Consider the following 21,608-nt stretch of genomic DNA (forward strand, 5'->3'; position numbering starts at 1 on the left):
ATACCGCTCAAGTGGCCGCATTGAACAGCAGCGAAGTCAAAGCCTTGACCACCGCGCAAGTGGCTGTGTTGAGTACAGCACAAATCACAGCGCTGGGCACTGCAGGCGTGGATGCGTTGACGACCAAACAGATTGCCGTCTTAACGACCAATCAGGTTCAAAACGGTTTAACCACCGATGAAGTGGCTAGCCTGAATTCGTCGCAAATCCAAGCGATTACGACTGCCGATGTGCAAGCGTTGAATACGGCTCAAGTTGCTGCCTTAGGCACTGCCGGTGCTGATGCCTTGACCACATCGCAAATCGTGGCCTTGACAACGAACCAGATCAACAATGGTTTAACGACAGCTCAGGTTAATTCGCTCTCGACAGCGCAAATTGCGGCCTTGACGACTAACCAAGTCCTCAACGGCCTCAATACCGCTGACATCGCTAATTTGACTAGCAGCGAAGTACGCGCCTTAACTAGTGCTCAAGTGAGCGTGTTGAGTACAGCGCAAATCACTGCCTTGGGTACGGCGGGTGTGGATGCGTTGACGACTTCACAAATTGCGGTCTTAACGACTAACCAAGTCCAAAACGGTTTAACCACCGATGAGGTCGCTAGCCTCAACAGCGCGCAGGTGAGAGCGATTACGACTGCTGATGTACAAGCGTTGAACACCGCTCAGGTCGCGGCCTTAGGCACTGCCGGTGCCGATGCCTTGACCACATCGCAAATCGTGGCGTTGACAACCAACCAGATCAACAATGGTTTGACGACAGCTCAGGTTAATTCGCTCTCGACAGCGCAAATTGCGGCCTTGACGACTAACCAAATGCTCAACGGCCTCAACACCGCCGATATGGCAGCGTTGACCAGCAGCGAAGTTAAAGCATTGACCACTGCACAAGTGGCTGTATTGAGCACAGCGCAAGTTACTGCTTTAGGTACAGCGGGTGTGGATGCGTTGACGACTTCACAAATTGCGGTCTTAACGACTAACCAAGTCCAAAACGGTTTAACCACCGATGAAGTCGCTAGCCTCAATAGCGCGCAGGTGAGAGCGATTACGACTGCTGATGTACAAGCGTTGAATACGGCTCAAGTTGCTGCCTTAGGTACTGCCGGTGCCGATGCCTTGACCACATCGCAAATCGTGGCGTTGACAACGAACCAGATCAACAATGGTTTGACGACCGCGCAGGTCAATTCCTTGTCCACTGCGCAAATTGCGGCCTTGACGACTAACCAAGTGCTCAACGGCCTCAACACCGCCGATATGGCAGCGTTGACCAGCAGCGAAGTTAAAGCCTTAACCACCGCACAAGTGGCTGTATTGAGCACAGCGCAGGTTACTGCTTTAGGCACTGCTGGCGTGGATGCGTTGACGACGTCGCAAATCGCAGTCTTAACGACAAATCAGGTCCAAAACGGTTTAACCACCGATGAAGTTGCCAGCCTGAATTCGTCGCAAATCCAAGCGATTACGACCGTCGATGTACAGGCCTTGAATACCGCCCAAATCGCTGCCTTAGGCACTGCTGGCGCGGATGCATTGTCCACGAAACAGATTGCTGTTCTAACGACTAACCAAGTTCAAAACGGTTTAACCACCGCTGAAGTCGCGAGCTTGAGTTCAGCCCAAGTTCAAGCGATTACGACAGTTGATGTGCAGGCGTTGAATACCGCTCAGGTCGCTGCCTTAGGTACTGCCGGTGCCGATGCCTTGACCACATCGCAAATCGTGGCGTTGACAACCAACCAGATCAACAATGGTTTGACGACAGCTCAGGTTAATTCGCTCTCGACAGCGCAAATTGCGGCCTTGACGACTAACCAAGTGCTCAACGGCCTCAACACCGCCGATATGGCAGCATTGACCAGCAGCGAAGTCAAAGCCTTGACCACCGCGCAAGTGGCTGTATTGAGCACAGCGCAAGTTACTGCACTGGGTACTGCAGGTGTGGATGCGTTGACGACCAAACAGATTGCCGTCTTAACGACCAATCAGGTTCAAAACGGTTTAACCACCGATGAAGTGGCTAGCCTGAATTCGTCGCAAATCCAAGCGATTACGACTGCCGATGTGCAAGCGTTGAATACGGCTCAAGTTGCTGCCTTAGGCACTGCCGGTGCTGATGCCTTGACCACATCGCAAATCGTGGCCTTGACAACGAACCAGATCAACAATGGTTTAACGACAGCTCAGGTTAATTCGCTCTCGACAGCGCAAATTGCGGCCTTGACGACTAACCAAGTCCTCAATGGCCTCAACACCGCTGACATAGCTAACTTAACCAGCAGCGAAGTACGCGCCTTAACCAGTGCTCAAGTGAGCGTGTTGAGCACAGCGCAAATCACTGCCTTGGGTACGGCGGGTGTGGATGCATTGACGACGTCGCAAATCGCGGTCTTAACGACGAATCAGGTTCAAAACGGCTTAACCACTGCCGAAGTCGCCAGCTTGAGTTCATCCCAAGTTCAAGCGATCACCACGCTCGATGTCCAAGCATTGAATACGGCGCAAGTAGCTGCCTTAGGCACTGCTGGTGCGGATGCCTTGACCACGTCACAAATCGTGGCCTTGACAACGAACCAGATCAATAACGGTTTAACGACTGCTCAGGTTAATTCGCTGTCCACCGCGCAAATTGCGTCCTTGACGACTAACCAAGTCCTCAACGGTCTCAATACAGCTCAAGTGGCGGCATTGAACAGCAGCGAAGTCAAAGCCTTGACCACCGCGCAAGTAGCGGTGTTGAGTACAGCACAAATCACCGCCTTGGGTTCTGCTGGTGTGGATGCCTTGACGACTAAGCAGATTGCTGTCTTAACGACCAATCAGGTTCAAAACGGTTTAACCACCGAAGAAGTGGCTAGCCTGAATTCAGCGCAAATCCAAGCGATTACGACCGCTGATGTACAAGCGTTGAATACGGCTCAAGTCGCGGCCCTAGGCACTGCTGGTGCCGATGCCTTGACCACATCACAAATCGTGGCCTTGACGACTAACCAGATCAACAATGGTTTGACGACAGCGCAGGTTAATTCGCTCTCCACAGCGCAAATTGCTGCGTTGACGACTGGTCAGGTCCTCAATGGCCTTAACACCGCCGATTTGGCAGCGCTGACCAGCAGCGAGGTCCAAGCGTTCACGACAGCTCAAGTAGTCGTATTGAACACTGCACAGGTCACAGCTCTGGGTACGGCGGGTGTCGATGCCTTGACAACCAAGCAGATCGCAGTCTTGACGACGAATCAGGTTCAAAACGGTTTAACCACCGATGAAGTAGCTAGCCTGAGCTCATCGCAAATCCAAGCGATTACAACGGCTGACGTGCAAGCGTTGAGCACGGCGCAAGTCGTTGCTCTAGGAACTGCTGGTGCCGATGCCTTGACCACTTCACAAATCGTGGCTCTGACCACCAAGCAAATTGCTAGTGGCTTGACCACGCAACAGGTCAATTCGTTAGCTACCGGTCAAATCGCGGCACTGACGACCAACCAAGTTCTTAATGGTCTGAACACAGCGCAAATCGCAACGTTGACCAGCAGCGAGGTGCAAGCCTTTACCACAGCGCAAGTGGTGGTATTAAGCACCACGCAAATTACCGCGTTGGGAACTGCTGGAGCGGATGCGCTGACGACAAAACAGATTGCGGTGTTGAGTACTGCTCAAGTTCAAAACGGGTTAACCACCGCTGAAATAGCGAGCTTGAGTACCACGCAAATTGATGCCTTGACGACCAGCCAGGTTATGAACGGTCTGAGCACTGCCCAAGTGGCCGCTTTGACGACCAGTCAAATTCAAGGACTCACCACGGCTCAGATAGCAGCGTTGACCACCAATCAAATCGTCAATGGATTGACGACCGATCAAGTGGCAGCGTTGACCAGTACTGAAATCCGTACATTGAGCACCTCTCAATTGGTGGCCTTGAGCACGGCGCAAGTCACGGCCTTGGGTTCGACTGGTGTTGACGCGTTGACCACCAAACAGGTCAATGCCTTAACCACTAATCAGGTTCAAAACGGGTTGACGACTAACGAAGTTGCGTCCTTAAGTACCAGCCAAATTCAAGCGTTGACGACCAACTCGATAGCCGCATTAACTACCGATCAAACTCTGTCTCTGGGTACGACTGGTGTGGCGGCGTTGACCACGGCTGAAATATCGGCGTTGACTACTAACCAGATACCAACTGGTCTGACCACCGATCAGATCGTGGCGTTATCAACCTTGCAGATCGCGGCTTTGAGCTCGGTACAAGTGCATTCGTTGACGACTGAGCAGTTCCACGTGCTGGGCTTCGATCCGTTAGTCTTGAATTTGACCGACACCAAAGTGACGACCGTGAGTGTGGCCGACGGTACTAAGTTCGACCTGTACAACACCGGCACGCAAGTCAGCACCGGTTGGATTACCAAAGGCGAAGGTATCTTGGTCTGGGATCCAAGCGGCGGGGCGGTGACTAACGGTAGCCAATTCGTAGGCAGCTATGCTGAGCTGAATGCCTTGACAGGAACCCAAAACGGGGTAGTCAATAGCAGTAGTTCGGGCTGGTCTAACTTGCGGGTCTTGGTCGATACGGGAAGCGGACCAGGTCAGTTATATACTCTGGATCAATTGGGTATTACCTCGATTAATACCAATGCGACTGGCGGACCGGTAACCGATCACGGTAACTTTATCGGACAAACCTCAACCTTCACAACGGTTGGCGGTGGAACGGGACAAATTGCCGATGTGGCCTTTGCGGCGGCGCATAACTCGACAACTAAACCAGTAACAATGGCAGCGCCAAGCAACACCTTGCAAAACAAGGTCGGGGCGATGGTACGAACGATGGCCAGCTTTAATGCTGAGCCAACGGTGGCTGACTCAACTCCGAAGTTAAAAACGGATTTGACAAGCAGTACTCTATCTCCTACTGTTCATGTGACAACTAATGTTTCTAGTATGGTAAATGTTCTGAATCAGTACGACTCACAAGGTCAACTGGCAGTCACAGGATCGATTGGCATGGGCGTACCGACGAAGCTCAATATTAACGATCCGCTAAAAGATCATCACTTAGCGGGAACCCTGACCACAGGAAAATCGTAGTAAAAAAGCTAGAAAATTAGAAGTCGGCAGTGGGCAAGGCGTGATGTGCGCTTTGCTGGCTGCCGACTTTTTTATTGCTCGATAATTGCCTAATGGAGAACTCGGATTGTGACGATAGAAGCAAAGTTTGCAGAAGGTATACGCCAAGCACTGCAAGGCACGATGGCCGTCATGGAGCTGTTTACCTTAGCGGCAGAACTAGACGCGGCGCAGCAACGCGGCTTGAGCATCGTGCTCTACCGAACTTGGCTCAAACACACCAAATCCGATTACGCTCATGCGGTCAATTTCAATCTCGGAGCGGCTCTTAGTAACGAAGGTGATCTAAGCGGTGCCGAAGAGGCGTACAAAGAATCGATTAAATTGTCGCCTGATTTTATTTATCCACGAGTTAATCTGGGCTTGGCGTATGAGCGCATGAAACGCCATGATTTAGCGATTCTGGAATGGAAAGCGGTTGAGCATAATATTGCGATGGATGAAAAAAATAAGCCGATGATTTTGACGGCGATTAATCATCTTGGTCGCCTATTTGAAAGCAATAAACAATTCTACGATGCCTTAGCCACGCTGACCAAAAGCCTGGACATCGAACCCAATCAACCCGATGCGATTCATCATTGGGTATCGCTGCGCCAAAAACAATGTGTGTGGCCGATCTATACCGATATTGCCGGAATTGATGCTGCCTATTTGCGCGACGCGACCTCGGCGTTGGCGATGATTAGCATTACCGATGATCCGCAAGAACAGCTACAAGCAGCGCGCAATTTTGTGAAGAAAAAGGTCGCGACTGACTTGCCCGCGCTAGCTAATCCCAAGGGCTATCAACACAAAAAAATCCGTATCGGGTATTTGTCGTCCGACTTTAGCTTGCATCCGGTATCGATGTTGACGGTACAAATGTTTGAGTTGCACAACCGCGACCAATTTGAAATTTACGGTTATTGCTGGAGCCCCGAAGATGGTTCGGATATGCGCGCCCGTGTGATCAAATCTATGGATCATTTTGAGCGTATTAACCTACTGGGCGACGATGCCGCGGCTCAATTAATTCGGCGCGATGAGATTGATATTTTGATCGACTTGCAGGGGCAAACGGCGGGCGCGCGCGCTAATATCTTGGCCCATCGACCTGCACCGATCCAGATTACGTATTTAGGTTTACCTGCCACTACCGGATTTCCCTTCATCGATTATGTGATCGCGGACCGTTTTTTAATTCCCGAGCATTTAACCCAGTTTTATTCTGAAAAAATGCTGTACATGTCTGACGTGTACCAAGTCAGCGATCAATGGCGACCAGTTGGTCCTGTGCCGAATAGAGCAAGCTGCGGTCTGCCGGAACAAGGCTTTGTGTTTTGCTCCTTGAATAGCTGCTCCAAATATACGCCGGAAGTTTTTGATTCGTGGATGCGGATTTTGCAGCAAGTGCCGGGTAGCGTGCTTTGGCTGCTGGCGGATAACGTCTGGGCGGAGAAAAATCTGCGCCGCGAAGCACGGGCGCGTGGGGTTGCTGCAGACCGTTTGATCTTTGCAGGACGGGTTGCGCCGCACGAATACTTAGCGCGTTATGGTGCGGCGGATTTGTTTTTGGATACCTTTCCGTTTAATGCTGGCACCACCGCTAATGATGCTTTATTCATGGGATTGCCGGTGTTGACCCGCGCGGGACAAAGCTTTTCTTCTCGTATGGCTGGCGCCTTGCTCACGGCGGCAAAGTTGGAAGAGTTGATCGTCTATTCCAGCAGCGACTACGAAGCCAAGGCAATCGCCATTGCGACAGACGGCACAAGTTGTGCCCGTTACCGAGCGCATCTCAAAGAAGTTAAAGAGAACGGTGTGTTATTCGATACGCCGCGATTTGTGCGCACGCTTGAACAAAAGCTAGTGGAGTTGGTGCAGCAGCTTAATTAGTTGCAAGTACTTTTAGGTGCTCGCCATACAATCGTTTGCAAAGTATTTGAGTAAAATTAGCGCGACGCTTTTTGAACGGCATCAATCACCGTGCCCACCTGCAGCGCATTGAGATGCGGCCCAATTGGCAGGCTAAGGACTTCACGATGAATGCGCTCAGAAATAGGGAATGAGCCGAGCGCATAATTGAGTTCCGCGTAAGCGCCTTGCCGATGCGGTGGAGTAGGGTAGTGAATGTTAGTGCCTATTCCAGCGTCAGCCAATTTAGCGATCAATTGATCGCGCTCTAAGCTGCGTACCACAAACAAGTGCCAAACCGGATCCGCCCAATCCGGCACCAACGGCAGCACCAAGTTGGTTTCGGACAAGGCCGCCAAATAGCGACTCGCCACCGCTTTGCGACGCTCATTCCACTCATCGAGTTTGCGCAGCTTTTCACGTAAAAAGGCCGCTTGTAATTCATCTAAGCGAGTATTAAATCCCTTGGTCTCGTGCTGATATTTAATCTGTGAACCGTAGTTGGATAAAGCGTGCACCTTCTTCGCCAACTCCGCGTCGTTCGTTGTCACCGCACCTGCATCACCCAAGGCACCTAAGTTTTTACCAGGATAAAAACTAAACCCGGCCGCGTCGCCCAAGCTGCCAACTCGTTGGCCTTTGTAATGCGCGCCATGTGCTTGTGCGGCATCTTCGATGACTTTGAGATGGTATTTTTTTGCCAGAGCGATGATCGGGTCCATGTCCGCTGGTTGGCCGTATAAATGCACCGCGATAATCGCTTTGGTGCGCGGTGTAATCGCTGCTTCGATTAATTCGGGATTGATGTTATAGGTACGCGCATCTGGTTCGACGGGAATCGGCGTAGCGCCCACAAAGCTAACGGCCAACCACGTAGCGATAAAGGTGTTGGACGGCACGATGATTTCATCGCCTGCACCGAACTCATAGGCGCGCAAAATTAAGTGCAAAGCATCCAAGCCATTGCCTACGCCTACGCAATGATTGGCGTGGCAATAGCGCGCAAACTCTTGTTCAAATTGGGTAACTTCTGTGCCATGAATAAACCAACCCGATTCCAGCACGCGCTCAAATGCGTTGTGCAGCTCATGTTTTAATTCTTGCAGTGGCGCTTTGAGATCGAGGAAAGGAATCGTCATTTTTTGCTAGTTACTTGGGCTAGAAATTCAGGGTAGTCGCGGATGTAATCTTGCTCATTATAGTGGCTGGACGCTAATACCATGCAAACCGAGCCGGACGAGAAGTTATCCAAATCACGCCACATCATCGGGCAAACATACAAACCGTTATACGAACGATTGAGGTGGAAGCGGCGGGTTTCGTGCCCATCATTGAGCACGACGTCAAAACTGCCCGACATGGCGATAATAAATTGATGCAGCGTCTTGTGCGCGTGCGAGCCGCGATCCGAGCCGCCTGGCACGTCATAGAGGTAATAGACGCGTTGGATTTCAAACGGAATGTGCTGACCGCTTTCGATAAACGATAAATTACCTCTTGGATCGGAAATCTTAGGTAGTTGAATTATTTTGCAATCATCTACGGGCATATCACATTCCTTTGGCGAATAAATCCACGATGTCACTCTCTAGGATAGGTGCTGGACAGGGCGACGAAAAGGACGATTTGTGTTGAAAATCGAATAACGGCGACCTGACTGCAATCACAGCACACTCTCGTACCGCTATTTACCAAGGGTAGCGCAATTGCCAACGAGCTAATTCGCTAAACAGCGCGGTAAAAGCACCTGAATTAGCGCAAATCAGGCAATGTTATTCGTTGAGTAGGCGGGTAAAGGTCGGCAGATCTACAGTAAAGTCAGAATGGATAGGTTGGTATGGATTGACTTTAAGGGCCTCGAAATAATGCTCGGTGACTGCTACATCGAAAATGCTGCCCAGTTTCCACCAAAACGAGACCGACGCTTTGCACGTGTGGGGATATAAAACCTTAACCTTGACGCCTGCGCGCACAAACAACAAATTAGCCAGCCACGCGCCAGTCGGGCCCACGATGATTGAGGCAGAGCGGAATAAATCCACTTGCTGAGCGAAGGTGAGCTTTTCTGGTTCGATCACAATAAAACCCTGTCCTTGGGCTGCTGCAATCAGCGCATCATTGTTGAGGATGTTTCGCTGCCCTGAGCGGCGCACGATGAATACTTTCAGTTGCGCTGGTGCTCGCATGGGAATGCGTTGCTCGAACAGCTCGCGCAGAGCCAGTAAATTCGCGTCGTTATAGTGAAAATTCTCGAGCATTTTGCCGCTAATCGGTTCATTGCCCACAAACGAATCCTTAGCCACAATCGTTTTGCTTGATTTAACTGCCGTCAACAGATTGAGTTCAGCGAGTTGAAAACGATTATCGGTCGCAATTTTAAAAGCGTGCAGCATATTGGCATGCAAAATACCGGAAATAATTATGTGATCGGGCGCGATAAATTGCGCGCGAATCAAGGCCAATAGCGACGGCAACGCCTCAATCAAAAAATGAAAATAGTTATACGGATGGATGAGATTAAACGGCACGCTCGTACCGCTAATTTGGAGCGTGGAATTCGGCTGGGTGGTGAAGTTGAATTCAAAATCGGCAGCACTGCGCTCAGGTACGCGACTAATGCGCTTAGCGACTTCTTCGGACAGGTATTCGGTCGTTGGGTCAAACGGATTTAAGTGAAAGGCCGCGCTAAAGTGTTCGTCGTAGATCAATGACGAACCCACCACCAAATTTGTTTGATTAATTGCATAGGCTTCATTGCCGCTGAGAGGAATTAGCTTCATTTTTTACGTTGGCCTTCCATTTTGCATAGAGATAAAAAGTCATTTAATTGAGGTCGACAAAGCAAGGTTTAACTTGTATTCTGGAAATCAATACTTGCTCATAGAAAGCGCACGATGACTTTGCCACTCGTTTCTATCGTTATTCCTAGTTACAAGTCAGAGTTTTTTGAACAAACTCTGCGTTCAGCTATAGGCCAGACTTATCCAAATATCGAGATTGTGGTCAGCGATAATTGTCCAACCGAAGCAATTAAAGATATCTGCGCCAAGTTCAACCATGTTGAGTACAGTCGCAATCCCGAAAAAGGCGCGGGTAACGTCATCAAGTCGCTATACGCGGGCCGCGGCGAATTCATTAAGCCGCTATTTGATGACGATCTATTGCACCCTTTTTGCATCGAAAAAATGGTCCGTGCGATGCAATCCAATCCCGCGATTCAACTAGTCTTTTCGGCCTCCGCCATCATCGACAACAACAATAACAAAACCAGCATCCGCAAACCGAATAACGGTAGCGCTTTAATTTCTGGGCGCGATATGCAACGTCAAATCGTATTGAGCTTTATTAATATGATCGGCGAGTTTTCGTCCGTGTTATATCGCCGCAACCGAATTCAACAATTCACTCCCAATGAATTATTTAATCTAGCCGGTAAAGACTATGCGCTAGGCCTGGCCGACATTGCTGCCTTCTTTAACTTAACGCGCGATAACAGCATTTATTACTACGACGAAGAGCTAACTTACTTTAGGCACGACACGCAACTGCAATCCAATTCCAACCCAGCCGCTAATAAAAACTTTGTCCATTGCGTCACCGAATGGGTCGATTTATTACTCCATGCATTCGATACCAACGCCATCAGTTTGGCTGAGCTGAGTAATGCGAACGCCGTGGTAACTAACTTTTTGAACAGATGGCGCAGTACTTATCCCGTGGTGGATCAATACCAAGCCAAATATCTACAAAAGATTGCCGATAATTCCTAAACTTAATTGTGGTAAAACAAAATCTGCGGCACTTTGACATACACCCCGTCACTCGCCACACGTAAAATATCTTCAAAATACGTCGCGTCTCCCGCGTAACCTTTATCCCTAAATCCGACCTGTTTGGCATAGCTCGTTTTGGTAATAAAGCAGCCGATATCAACCGAATTAATTTGTGGGAAAGTCTCAAAAAAAGTATGTGCTAATTGAGGCCGATTGCCCGGATTAGTGTGGCCATGCACCATGTCGCACATCGCAATCGATGCATTGGTTTGCTTGATGGCTTTGAACATGATTTCTAAAAAATCAGGACAATAATAATTGTCGTCGTTGGTGATTAAGATGTATTCCGATTCCGCCATTTTGATACCGATGTCGCGCAACGTGTGGCCGTAATCGTTGAAGCGTTGCTCAGAAAAATAATAATCAAACTTGTCGGGATGCTTAACTTTGAACTCATCCAGCAGCGTGTGCATTTGTTCATCGTAGCCATCGTGCAAAACCAGTAATTTAAAGTTTTGCAAGGTTTGCGCTAAGAAGCAATGTATCAATATCGGAATCAAATGATAACGTTTGTAGGCCACACAGACGATGGTGATTTCAGGCATGGTAGGTTCAATCCATTCAGCGGTTGCGGTCAACGGTAGTTTTCAAACGACGGTGCCATATCAGCATGCGCGATTTGGTCGGCGTATTGATAAACCAAAGGATGAAATAAATCACCGCCCACGGCAGTCCACGCAAACGGATATTCAGAAACACTGCCATCGGTAAAAGGTGCGCCGAAGCGATCTTGTGGGTGGCGCGCGGGATGTTGCAGTAATTGCTCGGCCTTGCTATCGATGAGCTCGGTCAACTTGCGAAACCATAGTTCGGTGAACTCGGTTTTGGGGCGAAAAATCATGGCGCATAAGCCGATTAATTTGGTGTAGTTCTGTTTCATTTCAATTTCAAGTTCGCCGCCCACCGTTGCCACGCCGTGTTCACCGACTTCGGTATAACCAACTCCGTAGGCTGCAGAGCGTTCTAATTGATCGAAGAACGGATGCCAGCTTTTTTGCGTATGTTTAACGTCGGCATATCCACCGCCATGCACATGCAGCATATAGCAGCGTAAATAGTCGCATTTATGCACGGCACTCAATAGATTAAATAGTGGATGAAACGGGTAGGCAGGATCTATCCAGTTAGCCAAGGTATTGGTGGTTAAATGCATTTGCGGACAGCCGGTATTACGCACCAAGGACAGCAAAGCTTGTGAGCGCGATTCTGTCATTTCATTGGGGCCCATCCAACCAGAAAAAATAATTCTACGCATGCTGTAAATCCCTTTTGTTCGCTTGATTAGTCTTTATTAGTCAACGCTAAAACATGCTGCCATGTGTCGTTTATTCCGTCGCTTAAGCTGATCTTTGGTCGCCAGCCAGTTAGTTGGTATAGCTTGTTGCAATCCAAAATATTGCTCGAAACGTCAAACGGTCGCAGCGGATGTTTGCTTGCGTTGATCTGATAGTCGGTGCCGATTGCGCCCTGTAATACGTCTAAAACGTCGGCATTATCCGAGCCTACTCCACTGCCAATGTTATAGGTTTCACCCGGCACGCCTTGCTCAATCAAGATCGCCAACGCATCGGCCAAATCATTGATATAGACGTAATCCCGCACCGTACCGCGCTCGCCAAAAATATCGATGTTGAGATTATTTAAAATCGCATACATCGCCACACCAATAAAACCTTGTGGGCTGGAGCCGTATTGTCCTAAGCCATATGCATTGCTAGGGCGAGCAATCACGACTGGTAAGCCTTTCATTTGAAAGAAAAAGCCGGCGTATTTTTCAGTCACCAATTTGGAAATGCCATACGGTGAAATCGGGTTATTTGGATGCAGTTCATCGATCGGAAGATACTTTGGCTGACCGTACACCGTTCCACCCGACGATACCAATACATACCGACTAATATTGCGCTCGCTGGCCATGCGCTGTAAGGACACGGAAGCGGGTAGGTTGGCAATGACATCCATCACCGGATCATCAAAGCTGGTTTTTGGTGTTGTGCCGTAGGCCAGATCAACCACTATTTGGGCGCGGTCCAGCAGCGGGCCGATGAAGTTCGTATCACTAATATCACCGGCGCAGTATTCCACCGATGTGGGCAATACAAATTTGGGTGAGCTGGAACGGCCAACGGCGATGATGTGTAGTTCTGGTTGGCTGATTAATTTTTCGATCAATGCATGACCAATAAACCCGCCACCACCGACGATTAAGATTGTTTGTTTGGATGAGTGTGTCGTTGGCATGATGGCTTTAATCCGCCGCTTTTACGAGTAAATCATCCAAATTCAATCCGATGGACGAGAACAACTCTTTTCGCAAGGTCGTGAGATGTTCATTGGGCGAAGGATGTTTGGTATAGATGGCCAAATAACATTCCAATAACGACGGATCGTTCGATTTGCCGCGCGGCGCGACGTCGGCGGAATTATTTTTGTGTATTCGCGGGCCGTTGATGGCTAAATGCCGCAACGGGATTTTTTTGCAGGCGCTTAGAATAAAGTCCCAATCTTCATAGGCAATCGTGCTATCAAAGCGGATTTCTTGCGCCAAGCGTTTGGGATAAATCAGGCAGTTATTGGGGATGAAATTTTTAACATAGACCCGGTCCGCGTCCTGCTCTGCGATATCTCGCGCATCAGTTTGCAAGAGCGTGATTTGGTTGCCGACCACCGCTTCATTAACGGTTTCAAAATTGGTGTAGTACACGTTGGCGGGAGAAAAATTACGCGCCAAGTTCTGTAATTGCTCGGTCAACTTTTGAAAAAAATCGGGCGAAAAACTATCATCATCATCAAGAAATAAAAAGTAATCGCCCCTGATTTGCGCCATGCCGATATTGCGGCTTTCAGACGGGCCAGCAACGCCGCTACGTTCAATAAATACGCCGCCCGCCCTTAACTGTTGCGTGGCAGCTTCGTAGGTGGCGCTATTGTGTTCGTCTGAAATAACGATGGTTTGAATATGTGGATAGCTTTGGTCGTGTATCGATTGCAGTGCGCGGCGCAATAAGACGGGGCGATTGTGGGTTGCGATGACCACGCTAAATAACGGCGCTTGGATTTTTTTGTCGAGCGACTCAAACACGGCTTTTAATAGCTCAGTTTGAGTGCGTTGTGAGAAGGCATTGCGGCTGCTTTCTTCCGCCACCTTGCGCAACTTCTCGTCCTTCACATAGCGCACCGTGGTTTCGATCAGCTTGTCGTATTCCACGCCGATAATCACACTGCGAATAAACGGATCAATATCGGTCTCGTAATCGACTTCAGAAATCACAACTTTGTGATTGTTGAGCAGATAGCTAACCCGCACAATTTCAAAAATCTTGGTTTCATGAAAATGCAAATTAAGAATGGTTTTGCTGCGCCCAATATAGTGATCCAACTCTGGCCCAAATACGCCAAGCAGATTAACCACATTTAGCCCCGCAGCTTTTAAGCCATCCAACACCTTTTGGCGACGTTCATTCAGTGCGCCATAAAACAGCACATCAATATCTTGGATTTCTGGTTTGGCAATGCGGGTGAGGGCGGGTGAGTAGCCGATGTGAATCAATACCGCATCGGGATTGATGCGATTGGACTTGAGGTAGTCGATATTTTTTTGACTGTAATCCCAGACCGTATGTGTTTTTAAGCAGTTGAAGTATTTTTCGTCGCAATAGCGCGAGTTGGAATCCAACTGCTCTAAATTAAAAATGATGCTGTTGGGTGGAATATTGCGTTGATCTTGGATTAGGTGCGCGCCAAACAAAATATTGGTCGCCTCCACAATTATCGTGCTTTGGCTCAAATGCGACTGAAAACCCAACTCCAGTAAACTGGCATGAATCGACCGAGCCACGTCTTCAAAAATAGGCAAGACATAACAAATATTAAACACGGTCGTGGTGTTCATCTTGATGTGCTGTCCTAGTTAAGAGAGTTGGTGGCGAAAGTTGCGGCTGCTTAGTCGAATTACAAAATTATTCCCTACTGAGTCTAAAGACCTTTGATAAATACAAAGCGCGTAGCAAACGCGGAAAAACACCTTAAATCCTTTTTAATGTTGCAACTGTTTAGGGATTGATGTGCAAATGCTATTTTTTTTGGTGGTGATCGAAGCGGACGATTTTTAAACCGATTAATGAAATGTTCGCGCCAGAAAAACTAAGCCGTTATTCGTTGAATGTGGCTTTTACCCGCGCCGCATCGCCGTACACCACCGCATTGTCCGGCACATCTTTAGTCACAATCGCGCCAGCACCGATCATGGCGTGTTCGCCTATGGTCACACCGGGAAGAATCACCGCGCCACCGCCTATCGACGCGCCCGTTTTAATCAGCGTCTTAGGAAATTGGCTAGGATAGACTTTGGAACGTGGACGTTTATCGTTGGTAAAAGTGACATTCGGGCCGACTAAGACGTTGTCTTCCAAGGTAATTCCATCAAACAAGGAAACCCCATTTTTGACCGTAACGTTATCCCCGATCACGACCTCGTTTTCAATAAAACAGTGCGAACAAATATTGACGTTGGCGCCGATCTTGGCCCCTTTGAGAACCACGCAAAACTGCCAAACCGTACTACCGCTGCCAATTGCCGTGCTTTGGACATCCGATAAATGATGAATAAAGTAGTCAATCAGTGGCGCTTGGTTGGGCGTATTGTTGGTCATCAAATTCTCGTGGTCGGTCTAAGGAGTCACCTTACAGGGTTCAAATTGGCTCTGACAATGCGCTTAACAAGTTGCCAGCATTGAGCTTTGTTTCAAAAAGAATAGGCGCTGCATAGCACTTTCGCAATGTAATTAAAGAAGGGCGGCTTAACTTTTATTTTTTTCTGCACATTGACACGGGCCTAAAATTCCACAACAATATGGTTGTGGATAATCTAGGAACTATCTTTTTGGCGTTGTCTGACCCAACCCGTCGGGCAATTATTGAGCGGCTTTCTCAAGGTCCTGCGACCGTGAACGAATTAGCCGCGCCTTTTGACATCTCGCAACAGATGATCTCAAAACATATCGCCTACCTAATCCGCGCTGACATCGTCGTCAAAACCAAGCGTGGCCGCGAAAGTGTTTGTCAATTGCAGCCAGAAGCAATCAAATTAGTGAGCGACTGGACGCATGAATACCGCCGGTTCTGGGATGAAAGCTTCGATAAATTAGATGCAGTACTAACTCAACTGAAAAAAACGGAGGCACGTGATGACTGAACGCACAACCAACCTGCTGGAGAACCTAGAAATAACCCGCATCTTCGACGCCCCGCGCGAATTAGTGTGGAAAGCGTGGACCGACCCCAAGCTCGTGATGCAATGGTGGGGCCCCAAAGGCTTTACTTCGCCCGCCTGCAAAATCGATTTCCGCGTAGGCGGTCAATACCTGTATTGCATGCGCTCACCCGACGGCTGGGAAGGTTGGAGCGGCGGTGAGTACACCGAAATTATCGCGCCAGAAAAAATCGCCTCGGTTCTTTTCTACGCCAATGAACATGGCAAACTCGAGCCGGCAGACAACAATGACGTGGAAGTGCGTGACGTCGTTACGTTTGAAGATATTGGAAATGGCCAAACCAAAATGGTCTTCAAACGCAGTCACTGGGATGAAGGCGAGGATGAGGGAATGATGCAGATCTGCGATAAATTAGTCGCGCTGCTGGTGGAGTTAATAAAGCGCGGTTAACAACAATAAGGCTGGGTTCAAACCAGCCTTTTTTGATGCTTGTTGGCCCACCTCAAACAGTAGGGCGATGCACTTCGAGCAGGAAATTCAATGTTCTCAGCTAGCTTGGAAGTCGCCAGCCTAGTTCAATCGGCTAGATTGTTTGATGTCGGATAAATTTACAATCGCCTCCAAAGGATTGGGGGTAATTTTCATTAACTCATTGTATTTAATGAGATATTTTATCTGGGCATACTAATTGCTGTTAAACATTAAAAATTGCGTTTGGCAATGATTTAGCAGTTTGATTAGTACAACTTAACCTGAGGAAATAGCAATGAAATTCAAATCTATCGTTGGCGCGTCAATTCTCGCAGCCTCCATGATCGGCAGCGCGTATGCTTCACCCGTCTATGTCGGTAGCTGGGAAGTCGATAATGGTCCAGATTGGGGTACAGTTCCACTGGCATACACTGGTCAAGAAGCTGCCGCGTTATTGTTCGGCGGTGTAGCGTCGGATTACGTGATCTCAACAGTTGATAGCTCGGTTGCTGATATCAATTACTCAAATTGGGTTAGCACTTGGGGTGGTGCTTGCAACGGCGTATCTCCATGCGGGACTATCGTTGCGGACGATTTTGCCATAAGCACTAACGGTCAATATGTGAATCCTGGTGACACCTCGAGCTATGTCAGGGATTGGGCTAATGGAAGCCAATTTACCAATTACGCTTTCCGTGTCGATGCCAACGATGTTCCAGAACCAGCAAGTATCGCGATTCTGGCGTTAGGCCTTGCCTGCCTGAGCTTGTCACGCCGCGCCAAGCGTTAATGGTTTGAATTAGTCAGTTCAGCAAAAGAATGGCCACGGATATATTCGTGGCCATTTTTGTTTGTAGTGGGAATACAGCGCATATCCAAACTGCGAGTTGGGACTAGCGCGGAGGTTGGTATGATGCTGATCTGCGAAAAATTAGCGCTCCGGATTTTGGGGTTGGCCTAGCGTGGTTGGAAGGGATTTGGTGGGGGTGAAATTAGGCTAGTTTTTTGTGGCTGTCTGGTTTGTGCCCTTTGGAGTCGGTCGAGGTTCTACATAGCAGTCAGTCAAATTATAAATACAGTTATTTGTTAAGCGATATTGGGTAGAGCTGGATATTTACTCTTTCTTGGAACATGGTTCCAACATTAGTTTGTCTATTCACTTTCGGTTCTTTGAGCGCCAAATATACGAAAATTTGAGAACCAAAAATATTAAAATAAAGATCGGTACCGTCGATGTTTTTAGGTAGTACCTGACGCAAATCAATATCCTTAGAATAAATTTCATGGGTCAAATCGTCTTGCCATTTCACATATAAATTAGTTGGTCTAATGTACTGGTAGCCCAAACCATTTCCATATGTACCTCGACCAGTATCGGCAAAATCAGGCGAAGGGGCGGCAATTATAGTTTTTTCTTCAGAAAAGTCTTCCTTTTCGCCGGAGAATCTATAGTCGAGAATGGTTGCATGTTGATCGTCATAACTCATATTAAATTCAAATCCTCTTGGTAACTGAGGCGACCAAAAAGGATTAAAGAAAAAAATAAAAGCGTAGGCCAATAAAAATAACACGCCCAAACAAATTGCAATTACTTTGAAAGATTTCATTTTGAGTTCGCTCTATTTTTGTAATTGCATGATCGATGGACATGAATAATCTCTGCTTTCATTCATGGTTGTCTAAGATTCCGAAGATATAACACTTAATTGAGTAGAGATTTCAGTTCATCGAAACTAAACGGGTAATTCTCTTGTGAAATTTTTCGCTGACTCAACTTAAATTGAAACACAGTCGCACTGACTGGTTTGTGCCGAATACTGCCAATCACCTATTCAAGGCAGCCAATAAGAACGCACAAACCGTTCCCACCGCAACAGTAGATTAAAACTTAATAATTGGCAACGTATTGCTTTCCATGCATGAATTTTGTCGTTTTAGGTGTAATTAAACTCCCACCCACACTCGCAAAAAATCGCCTCAATGACAGCGCTGACCGCCTAAACGTCCGCAATTGACCCGCGTTATTGAAATAGATCGACTGGTGACTTCGGCCGCTAATCCGTTGCTACCGAAGAAATAGCCGGTTTTTTCACCTCTAAAGTCAGCATGGCAATGTTGAAAAATAACTTACTGTGTAACGATCTGAGGCTGAACTTTGAAGGCGCATGTCATTTAACTATTACTTTTTCCATTCTCAACTTCAACTTCGGACTATCCAGTTGAATGGGGAAAGGGATGCGTATTTGAAAACTGTGTGGCGATTTTTGCTGTCGGCGGTGTTGCTGCTATTGCTCACGAGTTGTGCAATTAAGCGGTCGAACTACGACGTGCCGGTGTATCAATTGCCAGCCCAGTTTAAAAATCAGCTTCCGACTGAGCCGGTGTCTAAAGCCGCTTCGCAAGGTGAGGGCGCGGGAAGCGAGGCTACCAATGTGCAAGCGGACGCGATGGCACTGAGCGCATCGAAATCCGATGCAAAAGATGAAGTAAAGAATGACGCAAAGGGTAACTCAGAGGCCAACCCAACAGCAGAGGAAAACCCTAGCAGCAACGCCGTGACAAGTCCGGCCGCAACCCCAGCCGCAACCGCGTTTAGCATCAACGAATGGTGGTTGTTATTTGGCAGTGATGAACTATCCGCTTTGATTGATCGAGGTATGGCGAATAATCCTGACATCCGCATCGCTACTTTGCATATTTCGCAGGCCAAGCTGCGTTCTGAGCAGGCGCACGCGGGGCAATTGCCCACGCTCGATACCTCGTTTACTGCCGGACCGCAAAAGGGCAGTTCGCCCGCTTCCAGTGTTTCGGGCGCGAGTGTGAATTTGAATTGGCAGTTGGATGTGTGGGGCGAGCAGGCGGCGTTGTCTCAGGAAGCCGACTTTCAGTTATGGCAGACGATTTTTGACGCCAACAATATGAAGCGCAATATTGCCGCTAGCATTGCCACCAGTTACATCGAATATTTGCTCAGTTGCGAGCGCTTAAAAATCGCCCGCGATACCGAGAAAATTCTGAGCGATTTGCTCATCACGATGGAAAAGCGTGCTTCGGTGGGCGACGCCACCATGTTTGAATTAGAACAGCAACGCTCGGCGATTTATTCCGAGCGTTCCTTAATTCCCAATCTGGAACAGCAACGCGAAGAAGCGATTGAATCGTTGGCCTATTTGTTGGGAACGGTGCCCAGCGCCTTGACCCTATCCGACGCCGATTTAGACAGTTTGCATTTGCCGGACACAGTGCCGAATTTGCCGTCCACCATGTTGTTGCGCCGCCCCGATGTGCGTTCTATGGAGGCACGCTTGTTGGCGGCTGACGTCGATATCGATGTGATGCGCGCGCGCTTGCTGCCCCAGGTCGGTTTAACGGCGCAAACCGGCTACAGCGGATTGGTGTCGCAATTATTTCGACCTGAGACCTTTTTCTGGAACATGTTTGCCAACGTGACCGGTAATGTGTTTGACGCAGGCAAGCAATCGGCCATGGTTAAACAATCGGTTTTGATGCACGAAGAAATGGTCGAGAGTTACGCCAGAACGATATTGCAAGCGGTGCGCGAAGTGGAACGTGCTTTATATAGCATTCGCGTTTCTGGTCAGCGTACCAAGCTACAAAATGAGGCGATGTCATCCGCCCAAAAAGCGTGGGACATCAGTAATAAAGTCTACAGTGTGGGCGGGGTTGATTTCATGTCGCTGCAAGAAACCCAGCGCACGTATCGCCGCTATATCGAAGATTATCAACATGTGCGCGCCGATTATTACCACGCCTATATCAATCTATTTCAAGCGCTGGGCGGTGGCGAGGATGTCGATAGCGCGTTGCCCGGCAAAGGCGCACGCCCTGCAATGCCCGCGACCGTCTTGGCTAGCAACGCGACGCCACCAGTGTTTAGTTCGGCAACACAGACTGACAAGGCAAAGGTTAAGTGGCAAGCCAATATAAAGGACGACAAAAATCAGCAAGAATATTGGCAGGTCGCGTTGGCAGGGCATTACCAATTAAAAACAATAGACGCTGTGGCGCGCGATTTGCAAAAGCGCTTTCCAGCACAAATGGAGCAGCACGATATTTATCCAGTGTTAGAAGGCCAGTTGGGCGACGCTAAAGTCGGGCAGCAATCGTGGTACCAACTCAATATTGCTAAGTTTACTTCTGCCGAAAAAGCGCACGAGCTGTGCAAACTGCTGCGTGCCGATTTACAGCGGTGTTCGGTCACTTCTAGCCGCAACGTTGGACAAGTCGCCAATCAACCGGCAGAACGTCCCAAAGAATTAATCGTCGCCAGCGCAACACCTGTTGCCACTGAAGCGCTACAAGATAGCGTGGCAAGCGCGCCGCCCAAAGAGCCACCGACAACGTCCCACATTACCTTGGTTGACCTCACCAAAACTGAGGCAAAACCAGAGCTGCCATCGACTGCATTCGCGCCCGCGCAGCCTGAAGCTATCCAGCCGATTCAAATTTCAGCTTTACCTAAAAATGATAATGCGCCAGCAAGTGCCCCCGTCGTTGCAGAAACTGGCAAGCCAGTGCAGGCGGCAGAAATGCGTAAGCAAGTACCAAACGAATTAGCCAAAGTCGCTCAACAGCCGCTAGAAAATGCCGCGCCCAAAGAACCTGAAAAAGTCCAAGCGCCAGCGGTCATGAGCACCCCATCAGCTGAAATAGCGAAAGAACCAGAAAACTCAGCGCCGATGGAAGTTGCCGAACAATTCGACACACCAGAAAGCTGGACGATCGAGCTAACCGAGCGCGTGCCACGCAGACAAATCGGCGCTGTCTTGCGCGATTTGCGACTACGTTATCCAAGCCAAATGGCACAGAAAAAACTGTATAGCGCCGCCGAAGAACTACTTGGCGGCAAAAAGAATTTGCAACAACCGAATTACAAACTAACGTTGGATAACTTTGACAATGCCAAAGCGGCGGTCGATTTTTGTGCCGCACTACGAACTGATTCGCAAGGCTGTCACGTGTATTCCAACCGCTCGCAAGTGCCGCTGCCCGAAGCGGTTTTGGCAACGCAGTAGTGCAAGTAGAAATGATTATCTTGGTGAATG

At 48.7% G+C, this 21,608-nt stretch carries 16 protein-coding genes; 7 read left to right on the plus strand and 9 right to left on the minus strand.

Annotation, left to right across the window (positions count from 1 at the left end; all coding sequences use genetic code 11):
* Positions 1 to 11 precede the first annotated feature (11 nt).
* Together E2I14_RS07300 and E2I14_RS07305 are read left to right on the plus strand one after the other, a co-directional pair.
* Positions 12 to 5,090, plus strand: a complete 5,079-nt coding sequence (locus E2I14_RS07300; RefSeq protein ID WP_227544651.1) for a beta strand repeat-containing protein — start codon at positions 12 to 14, stop codon at positions 5,088 to 5,090.
* 108 nt (positions 5,091 to 5,198) lie between these two features.
* Positions 5,199 to 7,007 carry an O-linked N-acetylglucosamine transferase, SPINDLY family protein gene (locus E2I14_RS07305; RefSeq protein ID WP_227544630.1) on the plus strand — a complete coding sequence of 603 codons (1,809 nt, stop codon included), beginning with the start codon at positions 5,199 to 5,201 and terminating at the stop codon, positions 7,005 to 7,007.
* A 56-nt stretch (positions 7,008 to 7,063) separates the two neighbouring features.
* Here E2I14_RS07305 and E2I14_RS07310 read toward each other — a convergent pair whose 3' ends face one another.
* The 3 genes from E2I14_RS07310 to E2I14_RS07320 form a co-directional block, all read right to left on the minus strand.
* Positions 7,064 to 8,164, minus strand: a complete 1,101-nt coding sequence (locus tag E2I14_RS07310) for a DegT/DnrJ/EryC1/StrS family aminotransferase (protein WP_133326904.1) — start codon at positions 8,162 to 8,164, stop codon at positions 7,064 to 7,066.
* Positions 8,161 to 8,574 carry a sugar 3,4-ketoisomerase gene (locus E2I14_RS07315; RefSeq protein ID WP_133326906.1) on the minus strand — a complete coding sequence of 138 codons (414 nt, stop codon included), beginning with the start codon at positions 8,572 to 8,574 and terminating at the stop codon, positions 8,161 to 8,163. Before E2I14_RS07315 ends, E2I14_RS07310 begins: the two co-directional genes overlap by 4 nt.
* Before the next feature lie 223 nt (positions 8,575 to 8,797).
* Positions 8,798 to 9,805 (minus strand): glycosyltransferase family 61 protein, encoded by a 1,008-nt coding sequence (locus E2I14_RS07320; protein ID WP_133326908.1) that lies wholly within the window; start codon positions 9,803 to 9,805, stop codon positions 8,798 to 8,800.
* Between the two features lie 114 nt (positions 9,806 to 9,919).
* On the opposite strand from E2I14_RS07320, the gene E2I14_RS07325 reads away from it, so the two are divergent.
* On the plus strand, positions 9,920 to 10,795 hold the full coding sequence (locus E2I14_RS07325) for a glycosyltransferase family 2 protein (RefSeq protein WP_133326910.1): 876 nt from the start codon (positions 9,920 to 9,922) through the stop codon (positions 10,793 to 10,795).
* 2 nt (positions 10,796 to 10,797) lie between these two features.
* On the opposite strand, the gene E2I14_RS07330 is transcribed toward E2I14_RS07325, so the two are convergent.
* From E2I14_RS07330 to E2I14_RS19885, 5 genes are all read right to left on the minus strand, one after another.
* On the minus strand, positions 10,798 to 11,403 hold the full coding sequence (locus E2I14_RS07330; protein WP_133326912.1) for a glycosyltransferase family 2 protein: 606 nt from the start codon (positions 11,401 to 11,403) through the stop codon (positions 10,798 to 10,800).
* A gap of 29 nt (positions 11,404 to 11,432) precedes the next feature.
* On the minus strand, positions 11,433 to 12,113 hold the full coding sequence (locus tag E2I14_RS07335; RefSeq protein WP_133326914.1) for a glycosyltransferase family 32 protein: 681 nt from the start codon (positions 12,111 to 12,113) through the stop codon (positions 11,433 to 11,435).
* A gap of 26 nt (positions 12,114 to 12,139) precedes the next feature.
* Positions 12,140 to 13,099 carry an NAD-dependent epimerase/dehydratase family protein gene (locus E2I14_RS07340; protein ID WP_133326916.1) on the minus strand — a complete coding sequence of 320 codons (960 nt, stop codon included), beginning with the start codon at positions 13,097 to 13,099 and terminating at the stop codon, positions 12,140 to 12,142.
* Between the two features lie 7 nt (positions 13,100 to 13,106).
* Positions 13,107 to 14,750 carry a glycosyltransferase family 2 protein gene (locus tag E2I14_RS07345; RefSeq protein WP_133326918.1) on the minus strand — a complete coding sequence of 548 codons (1,644 nt, stop codon included), beginning with the start codon at positions 14,748 to 14,750 and terminating at the stop codon, positions 13,107 to 13,109.
* Positions 14,751 to 15,009: 259 nt separating this feature from the next.
* Positions 15,010 to 15,510 (minus strand): acyltransferase, encoded by a 501-nt coding sequence (locus tag E2I14_RS19885; RefSeq protein ID WP_133326920.1) that lies wholly within the window; start codon positions 15,508 to 15,510, stop codon positions 15,010 to 15,012.
* Between the two features lie 206 nt (positions 15,511 to 15,716).
* Between E2I14_RS19885 and E2I14_RS07355 the strand changes: the two genes are divergently transcribed.
* The 3 genes from E2I14_RS07355 (at position 15,717) to E2I14_RS07365 (ending at position 17,332) form a co-directional block, all read left to right on the plus strand.
* Positions 15,717 to 16,052, plus strand: coding sequence for an ArsR/SmtB family transcription factor (locus E2I14_RS07355; RefSeq protein ID WP_206105592.1), 336 nt, complete (start codon positions 15,717 to 15,719; stop codon positions 16,050 to 16,052).
* Positions 16,045 to 16,521: an SRPBCC family protein gene (locus E2I14_RS07360; protein ID WP_133326924.1), complete on the plus strand. Its 477-nt coding sequence runs from the start codon at positions 16,045 to 16,047 to the stop codon at positions 16,519 to 16,521. The genes E2I14_RS07355 and E2I14_RS07360 overlap by 8 nt, the downstream gene beginning before the upstream one ends.
* Before the next feature lie 316 nt (positions 16,522 to 16,837).
* Positions 16,838 to 17,332, plus strand: coding sequence for a PEP-CTERM sorting domain-containing protein (locus tag E2I14_RS07365; protein ID WP_133326926.1), 495 nt, complete (start codon positions 16,838 to 16,840; stop codon positions 17,330 to 17,332).
* Positions 17,333 to 17,621: 289 nt separating this feature from the next.
* On the opposite strand, the gene E2I14_RS07370 is transcribed toward E2I14_RS07365, so the two are convergent.
* Entirely contained in the window at positions 17,622 to 18,149 is a 528-nt protein-coding gene (locus E2I14_RS07370; protein WP_133326928.1) for a hypothetical protein, read from the minus strand.
* A gap of 645 nt (positions 18,150 to 18,794) precedes the next feature.
* Between E2I14_RS07370 and E2I14_RS07375 the strand changes: the two genes are divergently transcribed.
* On the plus strand, positions 18,795 to 21,578 hold the full coding sequence (locus tag E2I14_RS07375; RefSeq protein WP_227544653.1) for an efflux transporter outer membrane subunit: 2,784 nt from the start codon (positions 18,795 to 18,797) through the stop codon (positions 21,576 to 21,578).
* Positions 21,579 to 21,608 lie beyond the last annotated feature (30 nt).

It is taken from the genome of Sapientia aquatica (assembly GCF_004358105.1).
In the GTDB taxonomy this organism is placed as follows: domain Bacteria; phylum Pseudomonadota; class Gammaproteobacteria; order Burkholderiales; family Burkholderiaceae_D; genus Solimicrobium; species Solimicrobium aquaticum.

Bases quoted from the DNA above. Each gene is read 5' to 3' on its own strand.
- E2I14_RS07310 (WP_133326904.1), bottom strand. From the start codon at position 8,164: ATGACGATTCCTTTCCTCGATCTCAAAGCGCCACTGCAAGAATTAAAA.
- E2I14_RS07315 (WP_133326906.1), bottom strand. From the start codon at position 8,574: ATGCCCGTAGATGATTGCAAAATAATTCAACTACCTAAGATTTCCGAT.
- E2I14_RS07320 (WP_133326908.1), bottom strand. From the start codon at position 9,805: ATGAAGCTAATTCCTCTCAGCGGCAATGAAGCCTATGCAATTAATCAA.
- E2I14_RS07325 (WP_133326910.1), top strand. From the start codon at position 9,920: ATGACTTTGCCACTCGTTTCTATCGTTATTCCTAGTTACAAGTCAGAG.
- E2I14_RS07330 (WP_133326912.1), bottom strand. From the start codon at position 11,403: ATGCCTGAAATCACCATCGTCTGTGTGGCCTACAAACGTTATCATTTG.
- E2I14_RS07335 (WP_133326914.1), bottom strand. From the start codon at position 12,113: ATGCGTAGAATTATTTTTTCTGGTTGGATGGGCCCCAATGAAATGACA.
- E2I14_RS07340 (WP_133326916.1), bottom strand. From the start codon at position 13,099: ATGCCAACGACACACTCATCCAAACAAACAATCTTAATCGTCGGTGGT.
- E2I14_RS07345 (WP_133326918.1), bottom strand. From the start codon at position 14,750: ATGAACACCACGACCGTGTTTAATATTTGTTATGTCTTGCCTATTTTT.
- E2I14_RS19885 (WP_133326920.1), bottom strand. From the start codon at position 15,510: ATGACCAACAATACGCCCAACCAAGCGCCACTGATTGACTACTTTATT.
- E2I14_RS07360 (WP_133326924.1), top strand. From the start codon at position 16,045: ATGACTGAACGCACAACCAACCTGCTGGAGAACCTAGAAATAACCCGC.
- E2I14_RS07365 (WP_133326926.1), top strand. From the start codon at position 16,838: ATGAAATTCAAATCTATCGTTGGCGCGTCAATTCTCGCAGCCTCCATG.
- E2I14_RS07370 (WP_133326928.1), bottom strand. From the start codon at position 18,149: ATGAAATCTTTCAAAGTAATTGCAATTTGTTTGGGCGTGTTATTTTTA.